Origin of the sequence: Erythrobacter litoralis, from assembly GCF_001719165.1 — a bacterium.
Taxonomy (GTDB): domain Bacteria; phylum Pseudomonadota; class Alphaproteobacteria; order Sphingomonadales; family Sphingomonadaceae; genus Erythrobacter; species Erythrobacter litoralis.
The window spans coordinates 2,505,321-2,525,205 of the sequence record NZ_CP017057.1 but is presented as its reverse complement, the minus strand read 5'-3'; the positions used below and the strand labels follow the sequence as shown (position 1 = coordinate 2,525,205).

Genomic DNA, 19,885 nt, shown 5'->3' with positions numbered 1-19,885 from the left:
GGCTTAGTTTCCTCCTCCTCCGCCGCCGCCGCCGCCGGCACCGCCGCCGCCGCCACCGCCGGCCACCGCATTCATGAGACCCCGCGCCCCGGTGGGCTCGGCATCGCGCAGGGCACCGATCGCCTTGTTCGAAGTGGAGATGACCGTTTCGCTATCCCCCTTCTTGCCTTCGAGAAGGTCCTGCGGATCGGCCACCATCGCGGCGATGTTGCTGTTGGTCGCGCAGCCGAAATTGGGGCTGGTTGCGTTCGTGTAATTGGCATCGGCAGGCGCCGACCAGTCCGGACATCCGGGCACGCGCGCCTCGGACCGGCTGATGACGACGCGCGCCTGGCCGGGTTGCATCATGCCCTCGGTCGCCGGCGCGGTCTCGCTCACCATCAGGCCATAGCGGCCGGCGAGGTCGTTCACCGCGTTCGTCACCGCCGGGTTGGCGGTAGGGTTCTCGATCGAGATGCGGTCGCCATAGCCGAGGTCCATCGCCTCGAACCAGCCATTGAGCCGCTGCTGTTCAGAAATCGGCAGGCCGGAGGCATCGGTGTTCACATCGAGCGTGAAATTGGTCCGTTCCACCACCGGCTGCTTGACCGAATAGAGCGTGCGGTTGGTCGGCATGCCCGCGCATCCGCCAAGCACAAGGCCGAGCGAGAGGGCGATTGCGACGCCGGGGGCGATACGCAGGGCGCGGGGCCGCTTGCGGTTTCGTTGAAGGGTCATGGGATTACCTTTCCTCTCGCGTTACAGGCTGAAGCCGGGCGCGGCCGCGCCGTCGGAATCCGCGGTGCGGTCGGTGCGTCCGCGTCCGCGATCGTCAGCGCGCTTGGCCGGTTTCGGTAGCTGCGGCACGTTGTTGGGCACGATCGCCGACGGGTCGGCATTGCTGATGTTGGGCGAGGGTGCGTCATCCCCGACCGCGGTCGGCTTGGGACGATCGGCACCCGACTGGCCGGCATGGTTCTGGAAAGCGATGAGCTGTTCGAGCTCGTTCGCCGAACGATAGCCGTCGGTCGGAAGCACGATGTCGTTCGCATCCACAGGCTTCACGAGATAGGGCGTCACGACGATCACCAGCTCGCTCTCGCCGCGGCGGAATTCCCGGCTGCGGAAGAGGTTGCCGAGGATCGGCACGTCGCCAAGACCCGGCGCCTTGTCGAGCGCATTCTGCGAATTGCTGCTCATCAGCCCTGCAATCATGAAGCTCTGGCCCGAGCCCAGCTCGACCGTCGTTTCGGTGCGACGGGTGGTGAGCGCGGGGACCTGGAAACCATTGAGCGTGATCGAGCCCTGGCTCGACAGTTCGGAGACTTCCGGGCGGACCCGCATCGAGATGCGGCCGTTCGAAAGCACGGTCGGCGTGTAGGACAGGCTAACGCCGAACTGGCGGAACTGGATCGCCACGTTGCCGAGGCCCTGGGCGATCGGGATCGGGAACTCGCCGCCTGCAAGGAAGGTCGCGGTCTCGCCCGACAGAGCGGTGAGATTGGGCTGCGAGATCGTGGTGACGAGGCCGAGGCGCTCCGACAGGTCGAGCGCGCCCAGCGTGTCGATGCCGAACAGGCGACCTAGGCCGGAAATGGTGGTGCCGCCCTCCGAACTTACGGCCGGCCCGGGGATTTCGGTCCCGTCGGGCAGGATGAAGGCCGATTGAGCGACATTGTTGCCGACGCCGAGCGGGCCCTGCGGCGACCAATCCTGGGACCCCCCGAGCTCGCGACCCGTGCCGACGCCGAAGCGGAAACCGCTCGACCCGTCGATCTGGGTGAGATTGCCGCCGATCTCGCGAACGAGGCTGCGGCTGACTTCGGCGAACTTGACCTGCAGATTGACCTGCAGCGGCGTCGCGGTCTTCATCCGGCTGATGACATTGGCCTCCTCGCCGAGGAAGGCCTGGACGAGACGCTCGGCCTCGGCGGCGTCCTCGGGTGCCTTGACCGTGCCGGTAAGAAGCACGGTGTTGGTGCCCATCGTCGCGACGTTGACCTTGGCATCGGGCATGGCGAGCGCAAGCATCTGGTCGATGCTCGAGATGTTGTTGCCCACCCGGATATTGGCCGAGAAGATGACGTCGCCTCGCGCATTGCTGGCATAGATCGTGGTCTCGCCGCCGGCGCGTCCGAAGACGTAGAGCTGGCGCTGCGACTTGATCTGGACGTCGGCTATGTTCTCGTTGGCGACGAAGACATCGGTCATCGCGCCCGGCACGGTGACGAGCTCGCCGCGGCCAATCGACAGGACGATCTCCTGGCTGGGCTTGATGACCTGCTGCGCGGTGGCATCGGTCGCGGGCATGGCTGCCACCAGCGGGACGAGCGCAAGGCTTGCCAGCAGCAGTTTCGCTTTCAGGCGGCGTTTCATTGTCTGACCCCCTCGGATGGTCCGGCTTGCGCGCATGGTTTCGGCCCCGTGCGCTGTGAACTGGGTAAGTGCCCCGGTCATTTTCTGTCTCCTCGGCGCGCGCTTCAGCGCACCGTCAGCATGGCGCTGGGCACGGTCTTGCCCGCATTGCGAACGCCCTGCCCGGTGGCCGCGGCGATGCCGCCACTGACCGGAACTTCGGTGGTCTGCTGGCCGCGGGTGACGCGGACGCTCGGCCCGGTGATGACCGGCGCTCCGCCCCTCGTCCCCGAAACGCCCGGTCCGGCCGGAGTGGACTTGGCGTCGCCGCCATCGTCCTGCGGCGGGATCGACGAGCGCTGGAAGCGCGAAACGTCGCCGCCGGTGGCGTAGGTCGAGCCCTTGTCGATCGGGCGACCCATCGCAGCACGCAGGATCCGCTCCTCCTCTTCGGGGGTGGCGTCATCGGGGATGCGGACATCGCCCGAGGCAATCGCGCGTTCGAGTTCGGCCTGGTTGTCCGCGATCGAGCGTAGGACGAGGCTCAGGGTGCCGACGGTCTGGGCGACGGCGATCTTTTCGGCGATCTTGGGCGTCACTTCGAGCGTTACAGTGCGGAAGGCGCGGACGACGGTCTTGCCCTGTTCGTCGGACACCTGTTCGGTCGACTGGTCGGTGGCGAGCACGCGCAGGTTGCGCAGCACGGTCTCGGCGGCCTTGAGCGGGCGGCCTTCGCCTTCGACGGTTTGGGTGAGCACGAGATCGACGCGGTCACCCGGGAAGACGAAGCCGGCAACGCCGGTGCGGGCCGAGACGGGTACGGTTACCGCACGCATCCCCGGACCGAGCGCCGCCGCGAGGAAGCCGCGGTCGCCCGGGCTCACCAGCGAGCCTTGGGTGACAGGCTCGCCGGCAGTGACGGGATAGCGCACGACAGTGCCGAGCAGCTGGTTCACGTCGCTTTCGCCATCGAGGAAATAGGCATCCTGCACCAGTTCCTCGGGCCATTGCTGGTAACCCAGCGCATCGGCGGTGATGATCGTGCCCGAGGGCAGGGCCCGCTGCGCGACAAGCACCTTGGGTCCGGTGGGCTCGGGCGCGGCGACCGCTTCGGGTGCGGCGCCGCCTGCGAACATGCTCCGCGCGGCAAAAGCGGTACCGACAGCGATGATCAGCGCGCCAAGCAGCAGAACCAGCTTCTTCCTATCCATGGCTAATCTAGCCCCCTAGTAAGCGCCCTTAGTCGTTTGGCGGGCGGGTATGGTTTCAATGCGTAAGCCCGGAAGGGTTAAGATCGGGTTGACCCGGGAAACTCCGGAGCACGTTAAATCGCGTTCTCCGTGAGCCCGTTCGCGGCGGCGACGCTGTCGGCGCCTTCGAAAGCGGCGGCATAGGCGCTATCGGGCAGGTAATTCGCGCCCAGCACCCACAGCCCGCCGATCGCAATGGCGACGCCATAGGGTATAGCGAGTCGATCGCGCTCGCGGCGCAGGAAATGCCAGCTTCCCATGACCACGGTCAGCACGCCGCCCGAAAGCGCCATGATGACGATCAGCTGGAGGAACAGCATCGGCTCGATCCACAGCGCGAGCGCGGTCAGCAGCTTGACGTCGCCACCGCCCATCACGCGCAGCGCGAACAGCCCGGCGAGGATCGCGAAGGCGGCGATCGCCACACCCAGCTGCAGCGCGACGTCGGGCCACAGCGAAAGGCCGGACGACCACCAGAACACAGGCGCGCCCAATGCGATCGCGGCATTCAGCCAATTGTCGATCTGGCGCCGCCGGATATCGGTGAAAGCGGCGAAAAGCAGCGCGATTGCCAAGGCAATCAGCAGCCCGTAGTGAATGGTCGTCACAAGCATGATGCCCCCCGGAAACTGGCGAGGTTGGCCCGCCCGGTCGGCCCCGGCGGCTCTCGCTTGAGGCTGTGCTACAGGTTATGGCTTACCAAATAGTAACCAAACCCGAAGGCGGAGATCGGCGATATGAACGAAGCGGCGGCGGTGAAGCGCGGGGCAGCAGCGGGGGCCGGGCAGCCGCCGATCGATCGGCGCGCGATCCCGCCCCATGCGGTCGAAACCGTCTGGATCGCGCCCGACGGGCACGAAGTGCGCCGGATCGACTGGCCCGGATCCGATCCCGCTCGGCCGCGCGGGTCGATCCTGTTTCTTCCCGGCCGCGGCGATCATTACGAGAAATATCTCGAAGCGCTCGAGCAGTGGCACCGCGCCGGCTGGCGCGTGACCGCATCCGACTGGCGCGGGCAGGGCGCTTCCGGGCGGCTCGGCAAGGACGCGGTGACCGGCCATGTCGAGGATTTCGCCCATTGGGTCGACGATCTTGCCCACCTGTGGGAGCGCTGGAAGGCCGAAACGCCCGGCCCCCATGTCCTTGCCGCGCATTCGATGGGCGGGCACCTGTCGATGCGCGCCGCTGTCGAAGGCCGGGTCGATCCCGATGCGGTCGTGCTGTCCGCCCCGATGCTTGGCATGAACGGCCCGCCGCTGCCGCTGCCCGCGCTTCACGCCATCGCCAGGACAATGACCCGGATCGGCGATCCCGCCCGGCAGGCGTGGAAGTGGAGCGAGAAGCCGGGCGAGATGCCGGCCGCGCGCAACGTGCTCCTCACCCATGACGACGACCGCTACGAGGACGAGATCTGGTGGCGCAGGCACCGCCCCGAACTCGTGATGGGCCCGGCAAGCTGGCGTTGGCTCGAACGCGCCTACGCCTCGTGGCGCGGGCTCGAGGAAGCGGGCGCGCTCGAAGCGGTCGAAACGCCGGTCCTGATCCTTTCGACCAGCGCCGACAAGCTCGTCAGTCATCCCGCCAATGTCCGTGCCGCGCGCCGCCTTCCCCATGCGCGGCTGGTCGAATTTGGGAGCGAGGCGCGGCACGAGATCCTGCGCGAGGCCGACCCGGTGCGGACGCGCGCGATGGACGCGATCGCCGCTTTCCTTGACGAGGTCGCCCCGGCGCGGGATTGAGGCGCCATGACCGGGACTGTTCACGATTTCGCCATCGTCGGCGCCGGAATGGCCGGCGCGAGCATCGCCGCCGAGCTTGCTGCGCATGCCAGGGTCTGCGTGCTTGAGGCGGAGGACGCGCCGGGCTATCATTCGACCGGACGCTCGGCCGCATTCTGGGAGGAATGCTATGGCGGGCCGGGCGTGGTCCCGCTGACGCTTCCCTCCGGGCGCTTTCTGCGCGAACGTGGATTCCTTAATGGGCGCGGCGCGCTCTATGTCGGGCGGGGCGAGGATCGGGCGACAATGGACGCCTTCATGCGCTCCTTCGAAGGCACGGGCGTCACGATCGAGCGGTTGGGCCGCGAGGGGCTCGAAGCGCGCGTACCGCACATGCGCGCCGATTGGGTCGATGCGATATGGGAACCGGCCTGTGCCGACATCGACGTTGCGGGGCTGCACCAGCACTATCTCAAGAAACTGCGCGCCGCCGGGGTCGACCTGGCCTGCCGTGCGCGCGTCGCCAACCTTACGCGCGAAGACGGCATCTGGCGGATCGGATGCGAGGACGGGCGCGAATTCCTGGCCGCGAACCTCGTCAATGCGGCGGGCGCGTGGGCCGACACCGTCGCGCACATGGCGGGCGCCCAGCGGCTCGGCATCGATCCCAAGCGGCGCACGGTCGCGCAATTGCGGGTTTCGCCCGCCGCCCCCGACGACCTGCCGCTGACGCTCGACATCAATGGCGGATTCTATTTCAAGTCGGACAATGGCCGTCTCTGGCTCAGTCCGCATGACGAAGTGCCGAGCGAACCGTGCGATGCCGCGCCAGAGGAAATGGACGTTGCGCTCGCGATCGACCGGTTCGAAAAGGTGACCGAATGGCGGATCGAGGCGGTCGAGCATCGCTGGGCGGGGCTGAGGAGCTTCGCCCCCGACCGGCTGCCGGTCTACGGGCCGGACCCGCTGGTGCCGGGCTTTCTCTGGTTCGCCGGCCAGGGAGGCTTCGGCATTCAGACCGCGCCCGCCGCCGCGCGGCTGGGGGCGCAGATCATGCTCGGGCTGAAGGCCGATGCGATGACCGCCGACATCGACGCGTCCGCCTATTCGCCGGAGCGATTTCACGCCGGGGAAAATGCCCGGACTGGCTAGCCAAGGCGGCTTCGATCTGTAAGGTTGAAAGCCTCACACAGGTTAAGGGAAAGGGGAAAGCCGATGTCTCACGCGTTCGAGATCTACAAGGACAAGGCCGGCGAATTCCGCGTGCGGTTCAAGTACAATTCGGAAATCATGTTCTCGACCGAAGGCTATTCGAGCAAGGCGAGCGCGCAGAACGCCATCGCATCGATCAAGAAGAACGGCCCCGACGCGCCGATCGAAGACAATAGCTGATGTCCTGACGCCCGCGGCGATCGTGGCGAGACGCGCGTCGCGGGCATCTACATCGACCCGCTCGTGCAATCGGGCGAGGTCGTGGCGGGCAGCGACGAGGATTCGCAGCGCCGCTTCCAGAACGATCTCGAGATCGAGAACATCAACCGCGTGCTCGGCGCCGATGACTATGACGGCGACGGCATCCAGGAGGTGTATTTCGCGCTCACCGGCGGGACCGCGTTCCTGCGCGCGCTGATGCACGAGGACGGCAATATCCGCTAGGCCAACTACCAGTCCGAGCAGGAGGTGATCGACTACCTCACCGCCAACGGATACGATGAAAGCACGTTCGGCGACTGGTTCGGCTCTACGACCGCGCAGGGCTCGTAGCAGGCGAAGCCGGCCTCCGTGCTGGCCGAACCGTTCCACGAGCGCGGGGCGGGGCTGGCCGATGCGGGAGCGATGCCCGAAATGGTCGCGCTGCCCGGCTCCCTGACCCAGCCGCTCGACCAGGGACTGCTGCACGAAATATGCGGCTGATTGCAGGACATTGCGTGAGGAAAGCCGGAAATTTCCGGTCCGGGGATTTTCCGAAAAGGAACACTCCCTGCGCGCATTTCATGAACCAAGGCTCCGGCGAGGTCATCCCTCGTCGCCGCGCGCGATCCTCTCCGCTTCGTCGCTGGCAAGCCGGTCCACCCGGTCGTTTTCCGGGTGGCCCGAATGCCCCCTTACCCAGTGCCATGTAACCTCGTGGCGGGCTGCGACATCGATCAGGTCATGCCATAGATCGGCATTGCGCACCGGCTTCTTGCTGGCATTCACCCAGCCGCGTTTCTTCCAGCCTTCGACCCAGCGGGTCATCCCGTCGAGGACGTATTTGCTGTCGGAATAGAGCTCGACCCGGCACGGTTCGGTCAGTGCGGCGAGCCCGCGAATGGCGGCGGTGAGTTCCATTCGGTTGTTGGTCGTGTCCACCTCGCCGCCCGAAAGCTCTTTCTCGTGCTCGCCCATGCGCAACAGCGCGCCCCAGCCGCCTGGGCCGGGATTGCCCTTGCAGGCGCCGTCGGTGAAAACCTCGACCCGTTTCATCGGACGTCTCATCGCGGAAAGCCTCCTTGCCGGGATTGGCGCGCGAGGCAAGGGGCGGCGGAGCGATCAGGCGAGGAGCCGGTCGCCGTTTTCGGCATAGAAGCGCCAGCGGGCGGCGAATTCCATCGGGTCCTTGCGAGTGACGAGCGCGTCTTCGGGCGTATCGAGCCAGTCCTCCGCTCGGCTCGCGACAAAGCGCAGGGCAGCGCCTTGCGCGATTCGCCCGAACAACGCGCGCTCGTCCTCCTCAAGCGGGCGGACCGCTTGGTAGGCGGAAAGCAGCGCTTCACCCCGTTCGGGATCGTAGACGTTGGTGTCGGCATGGAAGCACCAGGCGGCATGGGTGGTCGCAAGGTCGAGTGCCATCACGTCGGTGCAGGCGAAATAGAAGTCGATCATCCCGGTGACCTGTTTGCCCAGCATGAGGACATTGTCAGGGAAGAGATCGGCATGGATATTCGCCCGCGGAAGGGCGGAAAGGTCGAGCGCGGCCGCCTCGCGCGCAGGGGCGAGAAGGGCGGGAAGTTCCGGATGGATCCCGCCGAGAGCTTCCTGGCCGCAGAATTCGAGTATCGCCAGATTGTCGGCGAAACCCATCGTGTTGGCCCGCCTGAGAGGAAAGTCGCGTCCTTCGATATGGATGCGGGCCAGCGCCGCGCCCACCGCGCTTGCCTGCGCCGGAGTGGGCCGAGTGGGAGAGACGCCCGGCAGGTATTCGATCATGGCAACCGCCTTGCCGCGTTCCATCCGGTAGGCCGCGCCGCCGCGATCGTGGATCGTGCGCGGGACAGGGCAGGAGCGCTCGGAAAGGTGATCGAGCAGGCCCAGGAAATAGGGCAGGTCCGATAGCTCGATCCGTCTTTCGTACATCGTCAGGATGAAGCGCTGCGTGCCCGCGCCGGTGCCGGAGGTTTCGACCAGCCAGTTCGAATTGGAGACGCCTTCGGCAATGCCCTTGGCCGAGATCAGTTCGCCGACATCGTATTCGCTGATCAGCCGGGCGAGTTCCTCCGCGCCGAGATGGGTATAGACCGCCATTTCGCCCCCCCGAAGTGGGCCTATTCGGTGAGCTGGCGAGGCAGCTTGAAGACCATCTTTTCTTCCGCCGCGGTGATCGTCTCCTCGGCGATCGGGCGCATCCTGCCGAGCGCCTCGACCACTTCGCGCACCAGGATCTCGGGCGCCGAGGCACCTGCCGTGATGCCGAGCGTCGTCACCCCTTCGAGCCATGCGGGGTCGATCTCGGATGCACGCTGGATCAGTTTCGAGGGCGTACCAAGCCGCTCCGCGACCTCGACGAGGCGCAGCGAATTGGACGAATTGGGCGCCCCGATCACCAGCACGAAATCGCAATCCTGCGCGATCTCCTTGACCGCGGCCTGGCGGTTCGAGGTGGCATAGCATATGTCCTCCGCCTTCGGCCCCTCGATATTGGGATAGCGCCATTCGAGCGCCTCGATGACTTCGCGCGTGTCGTCCACCGAAAGCGTCGTCTGGGTCAGATAGGACAGCGGTTCGTCGCTGTCGAAGGGGAGCTTGTCGACATCTTCGATCGTCTCGACCAGCGTCATCTGGCCGGGCTCCACCTGGCCCATCGTGCCGATCACTTCGGGGTGGCCCTCGTGGCCGACGAAGATTATGTGGCGCCCCTTTTCGATCTGGCGTTCGGCCTGGCGGTGAACCTTGGAGACCAGCGGACAGGTCGCATCGACATAGAGCAGCTTGCGCCGCTTGGCCTCTGCGGGCACCGATTTGGGCACGCCATGCGCGCTGAAGACGACCGGCGCATCGTCGGGCACCTCGTCGAGTTCCTCGATGAAGATCGCGCCTTTCGCTTCGAGTCCCTCGACCACGTATTTGTTGTGGACGATCTCGTGCCGGACATAGACCGGCGCGCCATAGCGTTCGAGCGCCTTCTCGACGATCTCGATCGCCCGGTCGACCCCGGCGCAGAACCCGCGCGGGGCGGCGATCAGGAGGTTGAGCGGAGCCGCATCGGCTGCGGCAGAAGCTGCGGGGGCGGCGCTCTCGGCGAGCGGCGTTTCGGGCATGGGCGCGTTCATGTCGCTTCCTCTAGCGTTTTGTGGCGCGCATCGCTAGGGCTGACGCGACTTTAAGGGGCGGTCCGCGGCTGCGGGCGAAACCCCGTGCATATTCGACAAGGCAATCGAGGACGGCTTTTTCACAATGTTCAGACGCACCCCCCTCGGGCCTGCTCGTCTCCTGCCCGCCATGGCTGCCCTTGCCGCTATCGGCGCCTGCTCGCAGGAAGGCGAGCTGGTGGTCGATCAGGGCGTCGGCATCACCTCGGTCCTGACCTCCTGCCCGGCGGTCGGCATTCCCGATTACACGGGCGACGTGACGCTGTTTTCGGGCAGTGGAAAGACCGCGTCCGATCTCGACCTGACCGCGGCGATGACGAACCTGCGCTCGAACTGCGACGACGGCGGCGAGAAAGTCTACACGACCGCGACTTTCGATGTGGTCGCCCGCCGCGCCGACGTGCGGGGCGCGCGCACGGTGACGCTGCCCTATTTCGTGACGGTGCTGCGCGCCGGCTCGGCGGTCGTCTCCAAGAGGGTGGGCGAGGTCACGCTGACCTTCGCCGACGGCGAGGAGCGCGCCATGGCGAGCGGCAATGCGGCGAGCTATGTCGACCGCTCTGCCTCGTCGTTGCCCGAGGACATCCGCGAACAGATCACGCGACGACGCCGGCCCGGCGATCCCGAAGCCGCGCTCGATCCGCTCGCCGACCCGGAAGTGAAGGCGGCGATCGCACGCACCCGCTTCGAGATGCTGCTGGGCTTCCAGCTGACCGAGGATCAACTCGCCTACAACGCGACGCGTTAGGTCTTTCGCGCGACATGCGGCGGGCGATTCCCCGCCCCCGCGGCCTGACGACCGCATCGCTGAGGGCGCCCGGTCGGGCCTGCGGGCCTTAAAGGCCCGATTCTGAGCACTTGAATCTTTGGCGAGTCCCCGCGAAGGCGGGGACCTCAAGCGCATGGGACACTCATGGAACACACCACTCTCTACGCCGAATACGCAGGCCGGATCGAAGCCGCGCTGAAGGCATTGGTCGCACAAGGGCAGCTGCCCGCCGACGCATCCTTCGCCAACGTGACGCTCGAGCCGCCGCGCGATCCCTCGCATGGCGACCTTGCGACCAATGCGGCGATGGTGCTGGCGAAGGCCGCAAAGACCAATCCGCGTGCTTTGGCCGAGCTGATCGTCGAAAAGCTCGCCGCCGATCCGACCGTCACCAGCGCCGACATCGCAGGCCCCGGCTTCATCAACCTGCGGCTCGATTCGAGCGCATGGCTCGGCGAACTTTCCGCGATTCACGATCTCGGCGCGGATTACGGGCGCTCCGAGATGGGCAGGGGCCGCCGCGTCAATGTCGAATATGTCTCGGCCAATCCGACGGGTCCGATGCATATGGGCCATTGCCGGGGCGCGGTGGTGGGCGACGCGCTCGCGACGCTGCTCGAACATGCCGGGCACTTGGTGACACGCGAATATTACATCAACGATGCGGGCGGGCAGGTCGACACGCTCGCCCGGTCGGCGCACCTGCGCTACCGCGAAGCGCTCGGCGAGGATATCGGCGCGATCCCCGAGGGCCTCTATCCGGGCGACTACCTGAAGCCGGTGGGCGAATATCTCGCGAGCGAACTGGGTGCGCGGTTCCGCGATGCCCCGGAAGAGGACTGGCTCCCCGCGTTTCGCGCCGAGGCGGTGGAGAAGATGATGGACCTCATCCGGTCCGATCTCGCGCTGCTCGGCATCCATCACGACGTATTCGCCTCCGAAGCCGCGCTCCATGTCGCGGGCAAGCCCGAAGAGGCGGAGGAATGGCTGCGCGCGCACGATCTCGTCTATGACGGCGTGCTCGAAGCGCCCAAGGGCAAGGCCCCGCCCGAGGACTGGGAGCCGGTCGAACTGCCGCTTTTCCGCTCGACGAAGTTCGGCGACGACCAGGACCGGCCCATCAAAAAGTCGAACGGCGCGTGGACCTATTTCGGTGCAGACCTCGCCTACCACATGCAGAAGGCCGCTCACGCCGACGAGCTGATCGACATCTGGGGCGCGGACCATGCAGGCACGGTCAAGCGGATCAAGGCCGCCGTCACCGCCCTGTCGCAAGGGCAGGGGCGCACAATCCCGTTCGACGTGAAGCTGGTGCAGATGGTTCAGCTGATGCGCGCGGGTGAGCCGGTCAAGATGTCCAAGCGTTCGGGCAATTTCATCACCATCGCCGACATGGTGGACGAGGTAGGCAAGGACGTGGTGCGCTTCACCATGCTCACCCGCAAGCCCGAAGCGCAGATGGAATTCGACTTCGCCAAGGTCGTGGAGGCATCGAAGGACAACCCGGTTTTCTATGTCCAGTACGCCCATGCCCGGATCCGCTCGACGCTGAGAAAGGCGGCCGAGGCCGGCTTTGCCCCTTCGGGCGATGCGCTTGACCGGCTTGGCGATGAGGAAATCGCGCTCATCCGCCTTGCCGCGCGCTTCCCGCGCGAGATCGAGGCCGCCGCGCGGGCGCGCGAGCCGCACCGGATCGCCTTCTATCTCTACGACCTCGCGGCCGAGCTCCATGCTTTCTGGAATCTTGGCAACGATTCGCCCGAAAAGCGCTTCATCGTGGAACAGGACGCCGAGCTTACGGGCGCGAGGCTTTTCCTGGGGCAGGCGATCGGGCAAGTCGTTCGGGCCGGGCTGGCCGTGTTGGGGGTGGAAGCGGTAGAATCCATGTAGGACGCCGCCTCCGCGGATGCTCGCGATCGGGGCAATGGGGACAGAAGGGACAAGGTGCACACCAAGGTGATGGTCGAGGCCGAATACGAAGAGATCGACGACGGCGAGGAGCTGGCACTGTCCGGCGACGACAGCCTGCCCTGGCTCGAATCCGACGAGGAGGACGACGAGGCAGGCGGGATCGACACCGCGCAGGTGATCGGCTTCGTCGCGATCCTGGTCGCCCTGCTCGTGATCGTCGTGGGCGGGATCTGGTATTTCACGAACCGCGCGGGCGATGGCGAATTTGTCGCCGACGGCAGCATCATTGCTGCGCCCGATATCCCGGTGAAAGTCAAACCCGACGATCCCGGAGGCAAGGAATTCGAAGGCACGGGCAATGTCGCTCCGGTGGTCGGCGAAGGCCAGACCCGCGAAGGCCGGGTCGCGAGCGATGAAGAGCCTGTTCCCGCACCCGCCGAAACGGCCGCCCCGGAACCACGGGAAGCGGCAACGGATGACGGCGTCGCGGTCCAGCTCGCCGCCTATTCAAGCCGCGCCCGCGCACAGCAGGGCTGGAACGAGCTGTCGCGCCGCACGGATGCGCTCTCCGGCGTGCGCTACCGCATTGCCGAGGGGCAGATCGACATCGGCACGGTCTATCGCCTCCAGGCGATGGCGAGCGACCGGGCCGGCGCCGATGTGCTGTGCGCCGCGCTAAAGGCCGACGGGCTCGATTGCCAGGTCAAGCCCTGAGCGATGGCTTGCTCCCGCGGCGGCGTTTTCCCCATGGCGGATGCTTACCCCGCTTGCGCACCCGTCTGGGCGGTGCAAGGCTCAAGACATGACACCGGCGATTTTCGGATGTTCCGGCCCTAGCCTTACGGCCGATGAACGCGCCTTCTTCCGCGAAGCGGATCCGGCGGGCTACATCCTGTTCGGTCGCAATTGCATCGACCGGGAACAATTGCGCGCGCTCACCGACGACCTGCGCGCGCTTCACGGGCGGGAGCGGCTGCTGATCTCGATCGACCAGGAAGGCGGCCGCGTCGCCCGGTTGCGCCCGCCTCATTGGGGCGCCTATCCTACGGGCGAGGCGTTCGCTCGGCTCTACAGCGTCGCTCCTGCAAGCGCGATCCAGGCCGCGCGGCTCAGCGCGCGGGCGATGGCGCTCGAGCTTTCGGCGATGGGGATCACGGTCGATTACCATCCGCCCCTCGACCTCAGAATGGCCAGCGCGCACGACGTGATCGGCGACCGCGCTTTCGGCGAGGACCCGGTGCAGGTCGCCGCGATCGGGCGCGCGGTCCTCGAAGGGCTGGCCGAAGGCGGGGTCGCGGGCTGTATCAAGCACATGCCCGGCCATGGGCGTTCGATGGTCGATTCGCACCGCGAGATGCCGACCGTCCGTGAAAGCGCCGACGAACTGGAGCGTGACCTCGCCCCGTTCCGCGCGCTCGCCTGCTCTGCGCGGATCGGGATGACGGGGCACCTGCTCTTTCCAATCTGGGACGAAGAGAACCCGGCGACCCTCTCGCCCACGATCATCACCGAGGTGATCCGCGGGTCGATCGGCTTCGAAGGGCTGCTTCTGACCGACGACATTGACATGGAAGCGCTCACCGACACGATCCCCGAACGCTCGGCCCGCGCTATCGCGGCGGGCTGCGACGTGGTGCTCAATTGCTGGGCGAAGATGGACGACATGACGGGCATCTGCGAGGCTCTCCCGGCGATGGATGACGAGGCGCTCACCCGGCTCGATCGCGCGCTGGAAGAAACCTGCGTGGCCGAGGCGATGGGCTCCGAACACGCCGACCTCATCGCCGAGCGCGACGCTCTGCTCGCGCTCACCGGAGAACACGCATGACCGATACCGCCGACAGGCCGGGCGAAACCGAAACGGCGCGGCGCCAGCGGGTCGAGGGAGCCGGGACAGGCTTCATGCTCACAGGCGGAGTGGCGGGGGCGAGCGAACCCACCGCCGAATGGCGGACTTCCGACGCATTCGAGGACGAGGTCGGGCGGCAGGGCGCGAAATCGGGCGACACGCCGCTGATCCTCGAACTCGACGGGTGGGAAGGGCCGCTCGACCTGCTGCTCGACCTCGCACGGCGACAGAAGGTCGACCTGCGCCAGATTTCGATCCTCGCCCTTGTCGACCAGTACCTTGTCTATATCGAGCGGGCAGGTGCCCTGCGGCTCGAACTCGCAGCCGATTACCTCGTCATGGCGGCCTGGCTGGCCTATCTCAAATCGGCGCTGCTGCTGCCCAAGGACGAACAGGAGGACCCCTCTCCCGAAGAGCTTGCGCTCCGTCTGCAGCTGCGCCTGCAGCGCCTGTCGGCGATGCGCGAGGCGGCGGCGCGGCTGATGGCGCGCGACCGGATTGGGCGCGACATCTTCCTGCGCGGGCGGCCCGAAGGGTTGCGCACCGACCGCAAGACCGTCTGGAAAAGCGATGCCTATGCCCTCATTCAGGCCTATGGGCAGGTGCAGGCGCGCACGGCCCCGCGCATCTATCACGTCGCCAATCGCCCGGTGTTGACATTGGACAGCGCGCTCGAACGGGTCTCGGCCATGCTCGGGGTGACGCTCGACTGGATGGAGATCCGCGACTTCCTGCCGCCCCATGCCGAACCCGCTCTGCGCAGGTCCGCGCTTGCCTCGAGCTTCGTCGCAGCGCTCGAACTGGCGAAAATGGGCCGCGCTGAACTGGCTCAGGACGAAGCGTTCGCCCCCTTGCGCATCAGGCGACTGAGGGAAGGGACCACGGCGTGAGCGAAGGGACCGGCGAGGGCGCCAGCGACGGCGTTAGACCTGGCGGGGACGAAAGTGAGGGCGGAAATGAAGTGCCCGCTCCGGACGCGGTCGAGCGCGCGCTGGAGGCGACCCTATTCGCCGCCGAGGAGTCGCTGACGGTCGAACGGCTCGCGACCCATCTCGGGGGGCTGGAAACCGGCCAAGTGCGCGAGGGGCTGCGCGCGCTGGCAGAGCGCTATTCGGAGCGCGGCGTGCATCTTGTCGAGCGCGGCAAACGCTGGCACTTCGAAACGGCGCCCGATCTCGCCCATCTTCTGCGGCGCGAGCAGGAACAGGTCCGCCGCCTGAGCCGCGCGGCGACCGAAGTGCTCGCGATCATCGCCTATCACGAGCCGGTGAGCCGGGCCGAGATCGAATCGATTCGCGGTGTCCAGACCAGCGCGGGGACTCTCGACGTGTTGATGGAGGCGGGCTGGGTGAAGCTGGCCGGACGCCGCGAAGTCCCGGGGCGCCCTGTGATCTACGCGACCACGCCCGAATTTCTCGACCATTTCGGCCTCGAATCCCGCCGCGACCTGCCGGGAATCGACGAATTGCGCGCCGCCGGCCTGCTCGATCCCGTGGACGATGCGTTCGACGAAGCGATGGAAGCGCTCGGCGGTGGAGGCGATGAGGGCGAACCTTGCGACGACCAGGACGACGAAGCGGATGAAAAGGAGGCCTGATGGGCCGCCCGGCCGCGGCTTCGCGGCCAAACCCGCCGAGGTGACTGGCACAAGCGAAGGATCGCTCCTATATTCGTGTCAACGGTCCCAGACGGGCGGAAAGAGAGCATTACACCATGGGCGGCATCGGCATCTGGCAAATCCTCATCATCGCGCTGGTCGTCCTCGTCCTGTTCGGGCGTGGACGCATCTCGGAAATGATGGGTGATTTCGGCAAGGGCATCTCCAGCTTCAAGAAGGGCATGAGCGAGGAGGATACGTCTTCCGATCCCGCCCATTCCAAGCGGATCGAAGCGCCGGCGAGCGAGGCTTCGGCCAGCGAGACGAAATCGGCCGAAACGAGCGAGAAGACCGGCTCCTGAAGCAGGAAGTCGCGCTCTCGCGCCGACTGATCAGCCCGCGATAAGGAGGCGCGCGCCGCTTTTCCCATGTTCGACATTGGCGCTGCAGAACTGTTGGTGATCATCGTCGTGGCTGTGATCGTGATCGGCCCGAAGGAGATGCCGCGCGCCATGCGTACGGCCGGGCGCTGGATCGGCAAGGTGCGCCGCGTCTCGGCTCATTTTCGCACCGGGATCGACGCCATGGTGCGCGAGGCCGAGCTTGAGGACATGGAGAAGAAGTGGAAGGCGCAGAACGAGGAGATCATGCGCCGCACCGCGGTCTCGGCCGAGGACAAGGCAGGTGAGCCGGTGATGACCGGCCCGCCGCCGATCGACGATGGGAGAAGGCCGGCTCCTTCCGATCATCCGACCCATGACGACCCGCCAGCGCCGCCGACGCCCGAGGATATCGCCGGATCGGGCGTGCCGGGCGACAACGTGCCGGCAAAGCCCGCTTCCGAAATGCCGAAGGGCGATTAGGCGCGCCATGGCTTTCCAGATCAAGGATATCGACGAGACGCGCGCACCGCTGCTCGACCACCTGATCGAGCTGCGCACGCGGCTCGTGCGCTCGGTCATCGCGCTGGTGATCGGCTTTGCCGTGTGCCTCTATTTCGCCGACCCGATCCTCGGCTTTCTCGTCCAGCCGTTGAAGGACGCCTTTCCCGAAGGTGAGGGCCAGCTCATCTTCACCAAGCTGCCGGAGATCTTCTTCGTCGAACTGAAGGTCGCGCTGTTCGCGGGCTTCATGGTAAGTTTCCCGATCATCGCCAACCAGCTGTGGGCTTTCATCGCCCCGGGACTCTATGCGCGCGAGAAAAAGGCATTCCTGCCGTTCCTCATCGCCACGCCGGTCCTGTTCGTCAGCGGGGCGGCGCTTGCCTATTACGTCGTGATGCCGACGGCGTTCCGGTGGTTTCTCGGCTTCGGAGGAGAGGCCGGCGGCTTGGCGGTACAGGCGCTGCCGGCGGCGGGCGATTATCTCAGCCTCGTCATGCAGTTCATCCTCGCCTTCGGGGTGACATTCCTGCTGCCGGTGCTGCTGATGCTGCTGCATCGCGCAGGCATCGTCACGCGCGCGCAATTGGCGGGTGCGCGGCGCTATGTCATCGTCGGTGTCGTGGCAATCGCCGCGGTCGTGACGCCGCCGGATCCGGGCAGCCAGGTGATTCTCGCCGTGCCGCTGCTGCTGCTGTTCGAGGGTTCGCTGCTTCTCATGCGGCTGCAGGAACGCGCGGGCGGCAAGCGGGAGAAGGGACCAGAGGCCGGTGCGATCAGTGCGGAAGCGGACGCTCCGGGGAATGCGCAATCGTCCAAAACGGACTCGGCTGGGGCGGGCGGCAGCGACTGATCTGCCCCGACGAGACGCTCATCGCGCGGCTCGTCCTTCTCGCCGGCTTCGCTCCATCGCAGCCAGGGTGAAGCCGTTCGCGGTCGCGTCGCTCGTTGGTGGGCAAGAAGCAGGCCCGGCCAGGATGTCGGTTTCGAAAGGCGGCGTCCCTGTCAGCGCGCCAGCCCATCGCCGGGTGGCCACCGTCTTGAGTTCAAACGGTCATGCAGACAGGTTGCACCGCGCAGGGCCGAGGCCGAGTTGCGGCTTATCGCTGCGAGCTGGAGATCCAGCGGAAAAGATCGCGCACAAAAGGAAGCCGGGCACAAAAAAGGCAACCGGTTAGGGGGCCTTCAATGATCTGTGTGAAAGCGGTTTCGCTTACGGGCTGACAGCGCTGTCGTCATCGCCATCCGCGGCGATAATGATACCGCCGAAATGATATCCGAATATCCCGCTTCAACCATTCACTGAGTACTACTTGCGATCGTTGCAGCCGTCCTTGCATGGTTTGCGGCGGTCCGGTCGCCAGCCCCTAGTTCTCGAGCACAAGCAGCCCGCCGACCCAGACCTGTGCGATGCGCGTTTCGCGAATCTCGGAGGGCGATACGAGGAGCGGATCGCGGTCGACCAGCAGGAAATCGGCTCGCTCGCCTGGCAGCAAACGCCCGAAAATGCCTTCGGCAAATCCGGCATAGGCCGCGTCCGCGGTGAACCCTGCCAGCGCCTGCTCGCGGCTCACCGTTTCCTCGGCCCGCCAACCGCCGAACGGGCGGCCATTTTTATCGGTGCGGCTGATCGCGACGGCGATCCCTGCGAAGGGATCGGCCGGCTCGACCGGCGCATCTGACCCGAAGGCAAGCCGCCCGCCCGCCTCGAGAATGCTGCGCCAGGCATAGGCACCCTTCAGCCGCTCCTCGCCCAGCCGCGCTTCGGCCATCATCATGTCCGAGGTCTGGTGCAGTGGCTGCATCGAGGCGATCGCCCCGTGGCGCCCGAATCGCTCGAGATCGACCGGATCGACGATCTGGGCGTGCTCGATCCGCCAGCGCCGGTCTCCCTTGTAGCTTTCCGAAAGCTCCTCGATCGCGAAGAGCACGTCCTCGTTCGCGGCATCGCCGATCGCATGGACCGCGCTCTGGAACCCGTCCATCGCCGCGCGGCTCATCAGGTTCCTGAGCTGCGACGGGGTGAGCAGGGGCAGGCCGTGGGTGTCGGGCTCGTCGGCATAGGACTCTTTCAGGTTCGCCCCGCGCGATCCGAGCGCGCCGTCGAGATAGAGCTTCACGCCGAGCAGCTTGAGCTTGTCGTCGTAGAGCCAAGGGGTCGGCCCGGGCCCGCCGATCAGCTCCATCGCCTCGACCCCGCGGGCATAGGCCATGATGCGAATGCGCAAGCCGCCAGTGTCGCCCGCACGGCGATAGGTCATCCAGTCGACCACGCTCGTCCCCATGTCGGCGACTGCGGTCACGCCGAGGCCGAGCAGCACCTGCTGGGCCTGCGCGAAGGCATTGTCGCGGTCCTCGGGCCGGGGCGGCGGGACGACTGCGCCGACGAGCGGGATCGCGTTGTCGACGAAGACGCCCGAGGGTGTGCCGCTTTCGTCGCGGATGATCCGCCCGCCTTCGGGATCGGGCGTGTCGGCGGTGATCCCGGCCCGCTCCATCGCAAGGCTGTTGGCCCAGTTCGCATGGTTGTCCGCGCGCTCCAGCCAGACCGGGCGGTCGGGCACGATCGAGTCCAGCTCGGCTGCCGTCGGAAAGCGCCCGAGGCCCCATTTCTCCTGGTTCCAGCCGCGCCCGAGGATCCACGGGCGGCCCGGGTTTTCCTCGGCGAAACGGCGGACCTTCTCGAGCGCTTCCTCGAGCGAATTGGTGTCCGACAGGTCGAGCGTGAGCGCGGCAAAACCGATATCCATGACATGGACATGCGCATCGATCATGCCAGGCAGCATCACCTGGCCTTTGCCGTCGACCGCATAATCGACTTCGGGACGGTCGTCGCCGCGGGTGACGAGGTCTGTGATGATCCCTTCATCGTCGAAGACGAGCCCGTTGAAGCGCACGACTTCGCCGTCCTCCCCGATCGTCACTCCGTCGACGTTATAGACGAGCGTGTCGGCGGCGGCGGGCGCGGCGATGACCGCCGCAGCGGCGGCGAGCAAGGTGCGGAGCAT

22 protein-coding genes are annotated in these 19,885 nt (G+C 66.5%); 14 read left to right on the top strand and 8 right to left on the bottom strand.

Going from position 1 to position 19,885, the window contains the following annotated elements; all coding sequences use genetic code 11:
• Positions 1 to 3 precede the first annotated feature (3 nt).
• The 4 genes from Ga0102493_RS12105 to Ga0102493_RS12090 form a co-directional block, all read right to left on the bottom strand.
• Complete coding sequence (locus Ga0102493_RS12105; protein ID WP_051697916.1) at positions 4 to 717, bottom strand: CpaD family pilus assembly protein; 714 nt, start codon at positions 715 to 717, stop codon at positions 4 to 6.
• A gap of 21 nt (positions 718 to 738) precedes the next feature.
• The gene (locus tag Ga0102493_RS12100) at positions 739 to 2,355 is read right to left on the bottom strand and encodes a type II and III secretion system protein family protein (protein WP_069297536.1); all 1,617 of its coding nucleotides are present in this window, start codon (positions 2,353 to 2,355) and stop codon (positions 739 to 741) included.
• A gap of 104 nt (positions 2,356 to 2,459) precedes the next feature.
• Positions 2,460 to 3,545 (bottom strand): Flp pilus assembly protein CpaB, encoded by a 1,086-nt coding sequence (cpaB, locus tag Ga0102493_RS12095; RefSeq protein ID WP_034903418.1) that lies wholly within the window; start codon positions 3,543 to 3,545, stop codon positions 2,460 to 2,462.
• 113 nt (positions 3,546 to 3,658) lie between these two features.
• Positions 3,659 to 4,198, bottom strand: coding sequence for an A24 family peptidase (locus tag Ga0102493_RS12090; protein WP_051697918.1), 540 nt, complete (start codon positions 4,196 to 4,198; stop codon positions 3,659 to 3,661).
• A gap of 123 nt (positions 4,199 to 4,321) precedes the next feature.
• Here Ga0102493_RS12090 and Ga0102493_RS12085 point away from each other — a divergent pair, with 123 nt between their 5' ends.
• From Ga0102493_RS12085 to Ga0102493_RS16485, 5 genes are all read left to right on the top strand, one after another.
• Complete coding sequence (locus tag Ga0102493_RS12085) at positions 4,322 to 5,323, top strand: alpha/beta fold hydrolase (RefSeq protein ID WP_051697920.1); 1,002 nt, start codon at positions 4,322 to 4,324, stop codon at positions 5,321 to 5,323.
• Between the two features lie 6 nt (positions 5,324 to 5,329).
• Positions 5,330 to 6,454: an NAD(P)/FAD-dependent oxidoreductase gene (locus Ga0102493_RS12080; RefSeq protein ID WP_034903420.1), complete on the top strand. Its 1,125-nt coding sequence runs from the start codon at positions 5,330 to 5,332 to the stop codon at positions 6,452 to 6,454.
• A gap of 63 nt (positions 6,455 to 6,517) precedes the next feature.
• On the top strand, positions 6,518 to 6,694 hold the full coding sequence (locus tag Ga0102493_RS12075; RefSeq protein ID WP_069297535.1) for a YegP family protein: 177 nt from the start codon (positions 6,518 to 6,520) through the stop codon (positions 6,692 to 6,694).
• Positions 6,695 to 6,757: 63 nt separating this feature from the next.
• Positions 6,758 to 6,958: a hypothetical protein gene (locus Ga0102493_RS12070; protein ID WP_034903423.1), complete on the top strand. Its 201-nt coding sequence runs from the start codon at positions 6,758 to 6,760 to the stop codon at positions 6,956 to 6,958.
• Between the two features lie 126 nt (positions 6,959 to 7,084).
• Positions 7,085 to 7,216, top strand: a complete 132-nt coding sequence (locus Ga0102493_RS16485) for a hypothetical protein (protein WP_257784819.1) — start codon at positions 7,085 to 7,087, stop codon at positions 7,214 to 7,216.
• Positions 7,217 to 7,318: 102 nt separating this feature from the next.
• Here Ga0102493_RS16485 and rnhA read toward each other — a convergent pair whose 3' ends face one another.
• The 3 genes from rnhA to ispH form a co-directional block, all read right to left on the bottom strand.
• Entirely contained in the window at positions 7,319 to 7,768 is a 450-nt protein-coding gene (rnhA, locus tag Ga0102493_RS12065) for a ribonuclease HI (protein WP_034903426.1), read from the bottom strand.
• Positions 7,769 to 7,834: 66 nt separating this feature from the next.
• Positions 7,835 to 8,806 (bottom strand): homoserine kinase, encoded by a 972-nt coding sequence (locus Ga0102493_RS12060; RefSeq protein ID WP_034903429.1) that lies wholly within the window; start codon positions 8,804 to 8,806, stop codon positions 7,835 to 7,837.
• 20 nt (positions 8,807 to 8,826) lie between these two features.
• Complete coding sequence (gene ispH / locus Ga0102493_RS12055) at positions 8,827 to 9,831, bottom strand: 4-hydroxy-3-methylbut-2-enyl diphosphate reductase (RefSeq protein ID WP_034903432.1); 1,005 nt, start codon at positions 9,829 to 9,831, stop codon at positions 8,827 to 8,829.
• 124 nt (positions 9,832 to 9,955) lie between these two features.
• Between ispH and Ga0102493_RS12050 the strand changes: the two genes are divergently transcribed.
• From Ga0102493_RS12050 to tatC, 9 genes are all read left to right on the top strand, one after another.
• Positions 9,956 to 10,618 carry a hypothetical protein gene (locus Ga0102493_RS12050; RefSeq protein ID WP_034903433.1) on the top strand — a complete coding sequence of 221 codons (663 nt, stop codon included), beginning with the start codon at positions 9,956 to 9,958 and terminating at the stop codon, positions 10,616 to 10,618.
• 165 nt (positions 10,619 to 10,783) lie between these two features.
• Positions 10,784 to 12,529: an arginine--tRNA ligase gene (gene argS / locus Ga0102493_RS12045; protein ID WP_034903435.1), complete on the top strand. Its 1,746-nt coding sequence runs from the start codon at positions 10,784 to 10,786 to the stop codon at positions 12,527 to 12,529.
• Between the two features lie 54 nt (positions 12,530 to 12,583).
• On the top strand, positions 12,584 to 13,264 hold the full coding sequence (locus tag Ga0102493_RS12040; protein WP_236922219.1) for an SPOR domain-containing protein: 681 nt from the start codon (positions 12,584 to 12,586) through the stop codon (positions 13,262 to 13,264).
• 88 nt (positions 13,265 to 13,352) lie between these two features.
• Entirely contained in the window at positions 13,353 to 14,378 is a 1,026-nt protein-coding gene (gene nagZ, locus Ga0102493_RS12035) for a beta-N-acetylhexosaminidase (RefSeq protein ID WP_034903441.1), read from the top strand.
• Positions 14,379 to 14,452: 74 nt separating this feature from the next.
• Complete coding sequence (locus Ga0102493_RS12030; RefSeq protein WP_034903739.1) at positions 14,453 to 15,289, top strand: segregation and condensation protein A; 837 nt, start codon at positions 14,453 to 14,455, stop codon at positions 15,287 to 15,289.
• A gap of 71 nt (positions 15,290 to 15,360) precedes the next feature.
• A complete protein-coding gene (scpB, locus tag Ga0102493_RS12025) occupies positions 15,361 to 15,996 on the top strand; it encodes an SMC-Scp complex subunit ScpB (RefSeq protein ID WP_034903742.1) in 636 nt (211 codons plus the stop codon).
• 116 nt (positions 15,997 to 16,112) lie between these two features.
• Complete coding sequence (locus Ga0102493_RS12020; RefSeq protein WP_034903443.1) at positions 16,113 to 16,358, top strand: twin-arginine translocase TatA/TatE family subunit; 246 nt, start codon at positions 16,113 to 16,115, stop codon at positions 16,356 to 16,358.
• A gap of 66 nt (positions 16,359 to 16,424) precedes the next feature.
• On the top strand, positions 16,425 to 16,859 hold the full coding sequence (gene tatB / locus Ga0102493_RS15780; RefSeq protein WP_081845629.1) for a Sec-independent protein translocase protein TatB: 435 nt from the start codon (positions 16,425 to 16,427) through the stop codon (positions 16,857 to 16,859).
• Positions 16,860 to 16,866: 7 nt separating this feature from the next.
• The gene (gene tatC / locus Ga0102493_RS12010; RefSeq protein ID WP_051697922.1) at positions 16,867 to 17,730 is read left to right on the top strand and encodes a twin-arginine translocase subunit TatC; all 864 of its coding nucleotides are present in this window, start codon (positions 16,867 to 16,869) and stop codon (positions 17,728 to 17,730) included.
• A gap of 514 nt (positions 17,731 to 18,244) precedes the next feature.
• Here the strand turns inward: tatC and Ga0102493_RS12005 are convergent.
• Positions 18,245 to 19,885: an amidohydrolase gene (locus Ga0102493_RS12005; RefSeq protein WP_034903747.1), complete on the bottom strand. Its 1,641-nt coding sequence runs from the start codon at positions 19,883 to 19,885 to the stop codon at positions 18,245 to 18,247.

Bases quoted from the DNA above. Each gene is read 5' to 3' on its own strand.
- Ga0102493_RS12105 (WP_051697916.1), bottom strand. From the start codon at position 717: ATGACCCTTCAACGAAACCGCAAGCGGCCCCGCGCCCTGCGTATCGCC.
- Ga0102493_RS12100 (WP_069297536.1), bottom strand. From the start codon at position 2,355: ATGAAACGCCGCCTGAAAGCGAAACTGCTGCTGGCAAGCCTTGCGCTC.
- cpaB (WP_034903418.1), bottom strand. From the start codon at position 3,545: ATGGATAGGAAGAAGCTGGTTCTGCTGCTTGGCGCGCTGATCATCGCT.
- Ga0102493_RS12090 (WP_051697918.1), bottom strand. From the start codon at position 4,198: ATGCTTGTGACGACCATTCACTACGGGCTGCTGATTGCCTTGGCAATC.
- Ga0102493_RS12085 (WP_051697920.1), top strand. From the start codon at position 4,322: ATGAACGAAGCGGCGGCGGTGAAGCGCGGGGCAGCAGCGGGGGCCGGG.
- Ga0102493_RS12080 (WP_034903420.1), top strand. From the start codon at position 5,330: ATGACCGGGACTGTTCACGATTTCGCCATCGTCGGCGCCGGAATGGCC.
- Ga0102493_RS12075 (WP_069297535.1), top strand. From the start codon at position 6,518: ATGTCTCACGCGTTCGAGATCTACAAGGACAAGGCCGGCGAATTCCGC.
- rnhA (WP_034903426.1), bottom strand. From the start codon at position 7,768: ATGAAACGGGTCGAGGTTTTCACCGACGGCGCCTGCAAGGGCAATCCC.
- Ga0102493_RS12060 (WP_034903429.1), bottom strand. From the start codon at position 8,806: ATGGCGGTCTATACCCATCTCGGCGCGGAGGAACTCGCCCGGCTGATC.
- ispH (WP_034903432.1), bottom strand. From the start codon at position 9,831: ATGAACGCGCCCATGCCCGAAACGCCGCTCGCCGAGAGCGCCGCCCCC.
- Ga0102493_RS12050 (WP_034903433.1), top strand. From the start codon at position 9,956: ATGTTCAGACGCACCCCCCTCGGGCCTGCTCGTCTCCTGCCCGCCATG.
- argS (WP_034903435.1), top strand. From the start codon at position 10,784: ATGGAACACACCACTCTCTACGCCGAATACGCAGGCCGGATCGAAGCC.
- nagZ (WP_034903441.1), top strand. From the start codon at position 13,353: ATGACACCGGCGATTTTCGGATGTTCCGGCCCTAGCCTTACGGCCGAT.
- Ga0102493_RS12030 (WP_034903739.1), top strand. From the start codon at position 14,453: ATGCTCACAGGCGGAGTGGCGGGGGCGAGCGAACCCACCGCCGAATGG.
- Ga0102493_RS12020 (WP_034903443.1), top strand. From the start codon at position 16,113: ATGGGCGGCATCGGCATCTGGCAAATCCTCATCATCGCGCTGGTCGTC.
- tatB (WP_081845629.1), top strand. From the start codon at position 16,425: ATGTTCGACATTGGCGCTGCAGAACTGTTGGTGATCATCGTCGTGGCT.
- tatC (WP_051697922.1), top strand. From the start codon at position 16,867: ATGGCTTTCCAGATCAAGGATATCGACGAGACGCGCGCACCGCTGCTC.
- Ga0102493_RS12005 (WP_034903747.1), bottom strand. From the start codon at position 19,885: ATGCTCCGCACCTTGCTCGCCGCCGCTGCGGCGGTCATCGCCGCGCCC.